The following is an 8,858-nucleotide window of genomic DNA, read 5'->3' on the forward strand; positions in this document are numbered from 1 at the left end:
CTTGTCTGAGGCATAGGACCATCTGTAGCCGCTACCACCAATATCGCCCCATCCATCTGAGCTGCTCCCGTTATCATATTCTTAATATAATCAGCATGCCCAGGACAATCTACATGCGCATAATGACGCTTGTCCGTCTCATACTCAACATGCGCTGTCGCTATCGTTATACCCCTCTCTCGCTCCTCAGGAGCCTTGTCTATCTCATCAAACGGAATATACTCCGCCTCACCCTTCATCGCTAATATCTTCGTTATCGCAGCCGTCAACGTCGTCTTACCATGATCTATATGACCTATCGTACCAATATTTACATGCGGCTTCTTCCGCTCAAACTTTGCCTTGCCCATCTCATACCCCCTGTCTTTTAAAATTCTTTCTTCACTAAAAAAACATACCCACAAATTAAAAATATATAAAATCTTTGACTGTAGGCAGGAAAACCTGGAGCCCACGACCGGACTTGAACCGGTGACCTCTTCCTTACCAAGGAAGTGCTCCACCGACTGAGCTACGTGGGCACTCTGGCTTGACTTTTTTTTGGAGCGGGAAACGGGACTCGAACCCGCAACCCTCAGCTTGGAAGGCTGATGCTCTAGCCAATTGAGCTATTCCCGCTTCTAAAATAAAAGAGTAGTCAAGCAACAGGAATTTCCTGTCTCCTACTCAAAAAATTTTAATGGTGGAGGGGGGAGGATTCGAACCTCCGAAGGCATTCGCCGACAGATTTACAGTCTGTTCCCTTTGGCCACTCGGGAACCCCTCCAAAAAAAGAAACCAAAGAGCAAACTCTATTACCCTCTAGTCTCTTTTTATCTTTTGTCAAATGGAGCTGGCGATGGGACTCGAACCCGCAACCTGCTGATTACAAGTCAGCTGCTCTACCAATTGAGCTACGCCAGCCCAACGGAAAAAGCGTTCTTATATCCTTATTTTTGAAAATGCAAGTATTTTTTTCTTAGTTGAAAAAATTTTTTTCAAAATTACTTCTCTATTTCCGCCAATCTAGTAAGTTTAACCCTAAAATATTATTTATGTATACTTGAAAGCACCTCTAAACTATTTTCTGCTTTTTCTTTAACTTTTTTTGCCAACTCTAAAAAAGCACTCTTAGCAAAAGAATCTTCTTCTAACAAAACCACTGGTTTTCCTAAGTCCCCAGCCACCACAGTGGCAGGATCTAAAGGTATAGCACCCAAAAAATCTAATCCTAATCTAGAAGCAAGTTCTCTGCCCCCGCCCTTCTTAAATAAAGAAATTTCTTTTTTACAGTAAGGACAAATAAGGCCACTCATATTCTCTACGATACCCAAAATATTGGCCTTAGCATATTGAAGAAAATTAATCGCTTTACGTACATCTGCCAATGATACCTCTTGAGGGGTTGTTACTACTACACAAAGCGCATCTGGAATAGTCTTTAAAACAGTCATTGGCTCATCACCCGTGCCAGGAGGAGAGTCTATGACCAAAAAATCCAGCTCGCCCCAATCTACATCTGAAACAAATTGTCTAATAGCAGAAGTCTTCATTGGTCCACGCCACAGTACTGCTTGATCTGGATCTGTAAGTAAACACTCCATTGAAACTACTGCTAAGTTATCATTAAATTTTTTAGGTTTTATGAATTTATGTTCATCAACATCTAAAAGTCCTTTTAACCCCAGTAAGTGAGGAACACTTGGCCCATGAATATCAACATCCAAAAGGCCTACTTTTTCTCCCATTTCAGCTAAAGCAACAGCTAAATTTGTAGCAACTGAGCTCTTTCCAACCCCACCTTTTCCACTCATCACAAAAATTTTATATTTTATTTTAGCTAAGGTAGAAGAAATAATCTCATCTTGAATAGATTTTGTAACTTTAGAGCTACTATTGGAATTACTGTTTGAATTACAAGAACTGCACTCTGTCATATATCCACTCCTTTTAAAGCAAATGTATTAAAACCATTTTAATGCTATAAAACCTAATATCAACAATCCTACAGTCAAGCTCATTACCCAATTAAATCTCTTTTCTAGAAAATTTCTTGCCTTTTCTCCTTGCCAAAAAATAAGAGCACTAATGGTATAAAACCGTACACCTCTACTGAACAAAGAAACCAAAGTAAAGGACAAAATAGGTATTTTAAAGGCACCTGCAGTAAGAGTACATAATTTATAAGGCACAGGAGTAAGCCCAGCAATACCAACTGCCCAAAATTCGTATTTAAGATAAAGATGTTGGAGATAAAGATACTTGTCTCCTAGTCCATAAAATCTAATTAAACTTTGCCCTATGCTATCCATAAAAAAATAGCCTAAATAATAACCAATAATCCCTCCTACAATAGATCCTATAAGACATATTCCTGCATAAAAAAAAGCCTTCTCCCTTTTTGCTAGGCCCATTGGAATTAAAAGAACATCTGGAGGAATAGGAAAAAAAATTGATTCAGTAATAGAAACAAATATAAGTGTCTGCAATGCACCTTTACTTTTTGCAACTTCCCAAAATTTAGAGAATATCTTTGCTCTTACCACCCGAATCTCCCAACTAAATCCACAAACATTACTCCTCCAAAGTCCTCTTTTTGAATTTCTCCTTTCTCTTTTTTAATTCGTATCAAAGTTTGATGTCTCTTTCCCTCTCCAACAGGAATTACCATTATTCCTGGGTCTGCTAACTGCTCTATTAAAGGTTCAGGAATTTGAGGAGCGCCTGCAGTCACAATTATTCTATCAAAAGGAGCATTTTCAGGCCAACCTAAAGTACCATCATCTAACTTTAATTTAATAGAAAAATATCTTAACTCTCTATAAAGCTTCATAGCTTTTAGATATAAACTCCTTATTCTCTCTACAGTATAAACATCTAATCCCATTTCAGCTAAAATAGCAGCTTGATAACCAGAGCCAGTTCCTATTTCCAAAACACTCAGCCCTGGTGTAGGACACAAGAGTTGTGACATTAATGCCACTATATATGGTTGGGAAATAGTTTGCCCATGTCCTATCGGCAAAGGATGATCACAATAAGCCTGATTTTCCAAAGCTTCATCTACAAAAAAATGCCTAGGGACTTTACGCATTGCTTGTAAAACCAAGGGATCTTTTATCCCTCTTGCTTCAATTTGTTCTTTTACCATTCTTTCTCTAAGTCTTTTTAAATCTCTGCGCATAATCTCTCTCTTCTTTGAAATTTAAACTTCCTTAAATCCTGTTCCCTAAATATTTCCCAAAACAAAAAGAGCTCTTCCCATGAATAATATTTTCAAACATCTTATGTTTCTTAAGAAATAACCATTTTAACAAAGCAAAATTATTAAATTTACCCATAGTAAACAAACATTTTCTCCAAAAAAGAGCATAACGTAGCTCTTGTAACTCCTCTTTTAAGTCGTGAATAAACTTTTCTCTTACAACAGGCAATTTAAATTGTCCTTGTAAAAAAGCTGTAGCTAAAATTAAAGCGCTCTTATGCGCATAATATATTCCTTCTCCTAGAAGAGGATCTACCCACCCTGCAGCATCTCCAATTAAAAAACAATTTTTATAAACAGGCCTTTTTTCAAAATCTCCATAAGGTAAAAAATGAGCATATATTTTCTGCTTATAAGTTTTGGCCCATTTAACACAAAATTCAAGAAAAATTTGCTTTAACCTCCTAGCATCTCTAACCTGACTTAATATACCTAAAGCCCAACCTTGTTTCGCAGGGAAAATCCACGCATACCCCAAAGGCACCTTTCCAAAAAAAATATAAGGCTTATAGGATAGCTTTATCTGATCCAAAGGCACAAACCCCTCTATGGCCAACACTTGATTTATATTGCCTGGCTTAGTAATTTTGCTTTTAGTTGCCAACTTTCTTCTGATTATACTAAATACACCATCTGCTCCAACAATATAACGGCCACGAACTCTTTCTCCAGAAGACAAAATAATACTACTAGAAGACAAGTCTAAGCCCACAACTTTTGCTTTAACATATTTTCCCCCAACACGCTTAAATTGCTCAAACCAAAAAAAATCATATAAATACCTATCCACTATTTTAAATGGGATATCTAAATGTCCCTGATATAACCAATCCCCACAACCCATACCATACTCTTTGCTAGAATAAATTATTGTCTTTGTTAAAAACGAAGTATCCTTCTGTAATACCTTTTCTATTAACTGCTGAGTCTTCCAAGTAATTAATCCTCCACAAAGCTTAAATCTAGGAAAACTCCTATAATCAACACCAATTACATTAATTCCGTGCTTTGCTAAAATATAACCTAATACACTCCCTGCTGGGCCTAAACCAACAATTACAACATCAAAAATCTCTTTAGCAGTCACACTTCCTCCTCAAAATATGCCTTTACTAAAGATATTATCAATGAAAACAAACTTAAACAATTGTAATAAAATAAAATTATTATTGTCTGTTTTAATTTTAAAATATATAATATTGTTAATTTTTTATTTTTAATTTAATCCGTTGAAGTTAAAAAATAGACATAATTATAACCATTCCGACATTTTATTTTACTTACTTGCCTTTTATACATCTTTCATTTATAAAAATATTTAGATCCTATCCAGAAAAAATAGGAGATTTAGTTATGCTAAAAGTAGCAGATTTAATGAGTAAAGACGTTTTTACCTTAAAATTTAGTGATACAATTGCCCATGCCAAATCTCTTATGAATCTTGCTCGTATTAGACACATTCCCATAGTAGATGGTAAAAATAACTTTGTCGGCCTTATAACCCACCGGGATATTTTAGCTGCTACTATATCTAAGCTTGCTGAAATAGATGAAAAAACTCAAGCAGAATTAGACGCTAGCATTCCTATCTGTGAAATAATGAGAAAAGACATTACCACTGTGCCACCAGATATGCCTCTTAAAGAGGCTGCTCAAATTCTTGTAAATCATAAGTATGGTTGTCTCCCTGTATTAAAAGACAACAAACTAGTAGGTATTCTTACTGAAGCAGATTTTCTAAATCTTACCATTAGTTTATTATCAGCCCTTGAACAGGAGATCTCTCTTGGAAGCACTTCCCCTAGGCACACTCGTTAATGTTGTTACTGTCACAATTGGCAGTTTAATAGGCTTGACATTTAAACGACACATCCCCCCACGAATACATAAAACAGTATTTCAAGCTATTGGACTTTGCACTCTACTTATTGGCATGCAAATGGCTCTAAGAGTAGAAAATTTACTTTTATTGATATTTTCCCTTTTAGGTGGTGCTATTATAGGAGAAGGTTTTGATTTAGAAAAAAAATTCATCTTTCTGTGTGAAAAGCTCAAACAAAAATGTAATTCTTCCTCACCAACATTTACTCAGGGTCTTTTAACATCTTTTTTAATTTTTTGTATAGGCTCTTTAACTATTTTAGGAGCTTTAGAAGAAGGAATTTCTCACAACCCTACTTTACTTTTTACCAAAGCTACCCTTGATGGGTTTACTGCTATAGCCCTGAGTGCATCTTATGGCATTGGAGTCCTTTTTTCCATTATTCCCCTTTTTATTTATCAAACAAGCCTAACCCTTCTTGCCAAGGCAATCCAACCTTTTTTTACTCCTATTTTAATAAATCAGCTCACTGCAGTGGGCGGAATCCTTATTTTAGGATTAGGACTTAGCCTTTTAAAAATAAAAGAGATACGTATTACTAATCTCTTACCAAGTTTAATTTTTGTTTTAATATTTAAAGGTTTTCTTTAATCTTTGGGAAAAAGTTAGCTTCTTTTTGGGCAAATTCATACACACTGTTTCGCCAATTTTCATATTTTTCCAAAATTTGTAAGCCTATTTCTGTAAGGGTAAAACTTTTAGAGCCTTCAGTCTTTGCCAATAACTTCTGATTTAATACTTCTTCACTTGCTTTTATTTTTCCCCATGCGGCACGATAAGACATACCTAGTTCCTTAGCAGCCTTATTCAAAGACCCACATTCCTTTACTTTTTGAAGTAAAAGTGCTCTACCAGGACCAAAAATTATTCGTCCCTGTTCATCTTCAAACCATAATCGCATTTTAAATCTTACATCCTTCATTTTCTCCACCCAAAGCTTAAAAGTTTCTATTTTTAATGTTAATATGTAAATAATTTGTTAAAGCGTTATTTATTCTTTAATTCTCCCTAAATTTAAAGTTGCTTTCCCGAAAATTACACTTTATGTTTATTTTAACTCAAAAATAGAGGAAAAACAACTATTACTTTTTAATTCAAAGGGGATAAAAATGAAAGCCTTGTTATTAGTAGATATCCAAAATGATTTTTGCCCAAATGGAGCTTTGCCTGTCCCCAAAGGAGACGAAGTAGTACCTGTAGCTAACGCCCTCATGAATAAATTTAATTTGGTTGTTGCTACTCAAGACTGGCATCCCAAAGGCCATATTAGCTTTGCCTCTACGCATAACAAAAAACCAGGGGACATCATTTATATTAATGGGATTATGCAAATCCTATGGCCAGATCATTGTATCCAAAATAGTAAAGGAGCGGATTTTCACCCTCATTTGAATCGCCAAAAAATAACAAAAGTCATTTACAAAGGGACAGATCCTTTAATAGACAGTTATAGCGGATTTTTTGACAATGCTAAACAAAAACAGACAGAGTTAGATGATTTTTTAAAGAAACATAATATAAAAAAAATATTTTTAGTTGGCCTAGCTACTGATTATTGTGTAAAATTTACTGCCCTTGATGGAGTAGAGCTTGGTTATGAAACATATGTTATTATTGATGGATGTAGGGCAGTAAATATTAATCCACAAGATGAAGAAAAGGCCATTCAAGAAATGAAAGCGAGTGGAGTTAAAATAATAACTAGGGAGCAAATTTAAAAAAATAATGGAAGTTTTTTAAAAATACAAACTTTAGGATAGGTATATGAGTATTTTAAAATCATGGAGTCAAAAATTTCTTTTTACAGATTTCTATCAGTTAACCATGTCCCAAGTTTATTTTGACTATAATATACATGAAATAGAGGTCCAATTTGATTATTTTTTTCGATCTTATCCTAACTACGGCTCCCATCAAGCAGGTTTCTGTATTTTTGCGGGCTTAGAAACTTTTTTTGAATGGCTTTCTCAGGCAAAACCCAAAAAACAAGAAATTGAATTTCTCAAAAGTTTAAAAAACAATTCTCTCAAACCTCTTTTTAAAAAAAATTTCTTAACCTGGCTTAAGGATATAGACTTTTCTACTCTAAACATAGAGGCAATTCCAGAAGGCAGAGTAGTACACCCTCATGTGCCAGTAGTGAGCATAAAAGGGCCTTTTGCCCTAGCCCAAATAATTGAAACACCTCTTTTAAACATCTTAAATTATCAAACTCTTATAGCTACTAAGGCTGCTAGAATCAAAGAAGCAGCTAAAGGCCAAATTGTAATAGATTTTGGTTTAAGGCGTGCCCAAGGATTTGGAGGAAATGCAGGCACTAGAGGAGCTATTATTGGTGGAGTAGATTTTTCCTCTAACACTGGTACTTGTTTTTGTTTAGGACTTACACCTAAAGGGACTCATGCTCATAGTTTAGTTCAAGCATTTATAGCCCTTGGCTATTCAGAAGAAGAAGCTTTTTGGGCGTTTGCAAAAACCTTTCCAGACAACTGCATTTTGCTTATTGATACTATAAATACCTTGGAAAGTGGTCTACCTAATGCCATTAAAACCTTTAAAAAATTAAAAACTCTAGGAAAAAATCCCATAGGAATACGCATTGATTCAGGAGACTTGGCCTATTTAGCTGTACAATGTTATAAGGAACTAAAAAAAGCAGGATTTGAAAATTGTGTCATTGTACTTTCTAATCAACTAGACGAATTAGTCATTCACCAAATCTTAACTCAAATAGAACAAGAAGCTCAAGAATATAATTTAAATCCTAAAGAAATAATTTCCAAACTTGTATTCGGGGTAGGAACAAGATTAATTACTTCAGCTGGAAGTTGTAGTTTAGATGGGGTTTACAAACTTACAGGAGTAAAAACTAAAAATTCTTGGAAACCTGCTCTTAAAATCTCAGATTCTCCTGCCAAAACTTTAATTCCAGGAGATAAAAAAACCTATCGACTTATAGACACAAGAGGTAAAGCAATGGCAGACTTAATCTGCCTAAAAAAAGAACATCCTTTTGATAAAGAAAAATTTACTATTTTTCATCCACAAGATAGCAAAATATTCCGGACCTTGTATAAAAAAGAAATCCTGAAGGCAGATTTACTTCAAAAACCAATTCAACAAAATGGAAAAATAGTCTATGAATTCCCATCATTAATAGAAATTAAAAAACAACGTGAACAAGATTTAAAAGAACTTGACCAAGGAGTAAGAAGACTTATAAATCCACACATTTACCACGTATCCTTAAGTGAAAAACTATGCCATTTAAGAGAAAAACTAATTAAAAACTACCGAAACAAAACCTTGACAGTTAAACATAGCTTGGATTAAAGAAGTACGTCTCAAGTATGTGAGCGGGAGTAACTCAGTGGTAGAGTGCAACCTTGCCAAGGTTGAAGTCGCGGGTTCAAATCCCGTCTCCCGCTCCAAACAAGGCGGCATAGCCAAGCGGTAAGGCAGCGGTCTGCAAAACCGCCATTCTCCGGTTCAAATCCGGATGCCGCCTCCACTTAAAATCTTTTTCCTAGTTCTCTCAAAAATCAATATCCGCGGGAGTAACTCAGTGGTAGAGTGCAACCTTGCCAAGGTTGAAGTCGCGGGTTCAAATCCCGTCTCCCGCTCCAATATTAAAACTTGCCTCTCTAAAAATTTTACTCTAAAAGTCTAAGCCCATTAATTAGAAGCAAGGAAAAAAGATGATACAAAATATACAAAAATATTCTCTAAATG

At 35.2% G+C, this 8,858-nt stretch carries 10 protein-coding genes and 7 tRNA genes; 7 read left to right on the forward strand and 10 right to left on the reverse strand.

Annotated features, from left to right (window positions below; all coding sequences use genetic code 11):
* From BLP60_RS10440 to BLP60_RS10480, 9 genes are all read right to left on the reverse strand, one after another.
* Positions 1 to 350 (reverse strand): GTP-binding protein (locus BLP60_RS10440; RefSeq protein ID WP_200779132.1); only part of this gene is annotated, 350 nt, incomplete at its 3' end.
* 95 nt (positions 351 to 445) lie between these two features.
* A tRNA-Thr gene (locus tag BLP60_RS10445) sits at positions 446 to 521 on the reverse strand.
* A 20-nt stretch (positions 522 to 541) separates the two neighbouring features.
* Positions 542 to 618 (reverse strand) — tRNA-Gly (locus tag BLP60_RS10450).
* Between the two features lie 62 nt (positions 619 to 680).
* Positions 681 to 766 (reverse strand) — tRNA-Tyr (locus BLP60_RS10455).
* Between the two features lie 61 nt (positions 767 to 827).
* Positions 828 to 903 (reverse strand) — tRNA-Thr (locus tag BLP60_RS10460).
* 125 nt (positions 904 to 1,028) lie between these two features.
* Entirely contained in the window at positions 1,029 to 1,916 is an 888-nt protein-coding gene (locus BLP60_RS10465; RefSeq protein ID WP_092066738.1) for an Mrp/NBP35 family ATP-binding protein, read from the reverse strand.
* A 27-nt stretch (positions 1,917 to 1,943) separates the two neighbouring features.
* Entirely contained in the window at positions 1,944 to 2,525 is a 582-nt protein-coding gene (locus tag BLP60_RS10470) for a YqaA family protein (RefSeq protein WP_234970997.1), read from the reverse strand.
* Positions 2,519 to 3,163 carry a protein-L-isoaspartate(D-aspartate) O-methyltransferase gene (locus BLP60_RS10475; RefSeq protein ID WP_092066741.1) on the reverse strand — a complete coding sequence of 215 codons (645 nt, stop codon included), beginning with the start codon at positions 3,161 to 3,163 and terminating at the stop codon, positions 2,519 to 2,521. The genes BLP60_RS10470 and BLP60_RS10475 overlap by 7 nt, the downstream gene beginning before the upstream one ends.
* A 31-nt stretch (positions 3,164 to 3,194) precedes the next feature.
* A complete protein-coding gene (locus BLP60_RS10480; RefSeq protein ID WP_092066742.1) occupies positions 3,195 to 4,331 on the reverse strand; it encodes an NAD(P)/FAD-dependent oxidoreductase in 1,137 nt (378 codons plus the stop codon).
* A 266-nt stretch (positions 4,332 to 4,597) separates the two neighbouring features.
* On the opposite strand from BLP60_RS10480, the gene BLP60_RS10485 reads away from it, so the two are divergent.
* A complete protein-coding gene (locus BLP60_RS10485) occupies positions 4,598 to 5,062 on the forward strand; it encodes a CBS domain-containing protein (RefSeq protein ID WP_092066744.1) in 465 nt (154 codons plus the stop codon).
* On the forward strand, positions 5,031 to 5,717 hold the full coding sequence (locus tag BLP60_RS10490; RefSeq protein ID WP_092066746.1) for a DUF554 domain-containing protein: 687 nt from the start codon (positions 5,031 to 5,033) through the stop codon (positions 5,715 to 5,717). Before BLP60_RS10485 ends, BLP60_RS10490 begins: the two co-directional genes overlap by 32 nt.
* On the opposite strand, the gene BLP60_RS10495 is transcribed toward BLP60_RS10490, so the two are convergent.
* Positions 5,701 to 6,048, reverse strand: coding sequence for a winged helix-turn-helix domain-containing protein (locus BLP60_RS10495; RefSeq protein ID WP_092066748.1), 348 nt, complete (start codon positions 6,046 to 6,048; stop codon positions 5,701 to 5,703). The genes BLP60_RS10490 and BLP60_RS10495 overlap by 17 nt on opposite strands.
* A 187-nt stretch (positions 6,049 to 6,235) precedes the next feature.
* Between BLP60_RS10495 and pncA the strand changes: the two genes are divergently transcribed.
* The 5 genes from pncA (at position 6,236) to BLP60_RS10520 (ending at position 8,752) form a co-directional block, all read left to right on the forward strand.
* Positions 6,236 to 6,844, forward strand: coding sequence for a bifunctional nicotinamidase/pyrazinamidase (pncA, locus tag BLP60_RS10500; protein ID WP_092066750.1), 609 nt, complete (start codon positions 6,236 to 6,238; stop codon positions 6,842 to 6,844).
* Positions 6,845 to 6,890: 46 nt separating this feature from the next.
* A complete protein-coding gene (locus BLP60_RS10505; protein ID WP_092066752.1) occupies positions 6,891 to 8,459 on the forward strand; it encodes a nicotinate phosphoribosyltransferase in 1,569 nt (522 codons plus the stop codon).
* Positions 8,460 to 8,482: 23 nt separating this feature from the next.
* A tRNA-Gly gene (locus BLP60_RS10510) sits at positions 8,483 to 8,557 on the forward strand.
* Between the two features lie 5 nt (positions 8,558 to 8,562).
* Positions 8,563 to 8,637: transfer RNA gene (locus tag BLP60_RS10515), tRNA-Cys, on the forward strand.
* Positions 8,638 to 8,677: 40 nt separating this feature from the next.
* Positions 8,678 to 8,752 (forward strand) — tRNA-Gly (locus BLP60_RS10520).
* Positions 8,753 to 8,858 lie beyond the last annotated feature (106 nt).

The sequence above is a fragment of the Desulfonauticus submarinus genome, assembly GCF_900104045.1.
Lineage (GTDB): Bacteria > Desulfobacterota > Desulfovibrionia > Desulfovibrionales > Desulfonatronovibrionaceae > Desulfonauticus > Desulfonauticus submarinus.

Bases quoted from the DNA above. Each gene is read 5' to 3' on its own strand.
- BLP60_RS10485 (WP_092066744.1), top strand. From the start codon at position 4,598: ATGCTAAAAGTAGCAGATTTAATGAGTAAAGACGTTTTTACCTTAAAA.
- BLP60_RS10475 (WP_092066741.1), bottom strand. From the start codon at position 3,163: ATGCGCAGAGATTTAAAAAGACTTAGAGAAAGAATGGTAAAAGAACAA.
- BLP60_RS10505 (WP_092066752.1), top strand. From the start codon at position 6,891: ATGAGTATTTTAAAATCATGGAGTCAAAAATTTCTTTTTACAGATTTC.
- BLP60_RS10465 (WP_092066738.1), bottom strand. From the start codon at position 1,916: ATGACAGAGTGCAGTTCTTGTAATTCAAACAGTAATTCCAATAGTAGC.
- pncA (WP_092066750.1), top strand. From the start codon at position 6,236: ATGAAAGCCTTGTTATTAGTAGATATCCAAAATGATTTTTGCCCAAAT.
- BLP60_RS10495 (WP_092066748.1), bottom strand. From the start codon at position 6,048: ATGAAGGATGTAAGATTTAAAATGCGATTATGGTTTGAAGATGAACAG.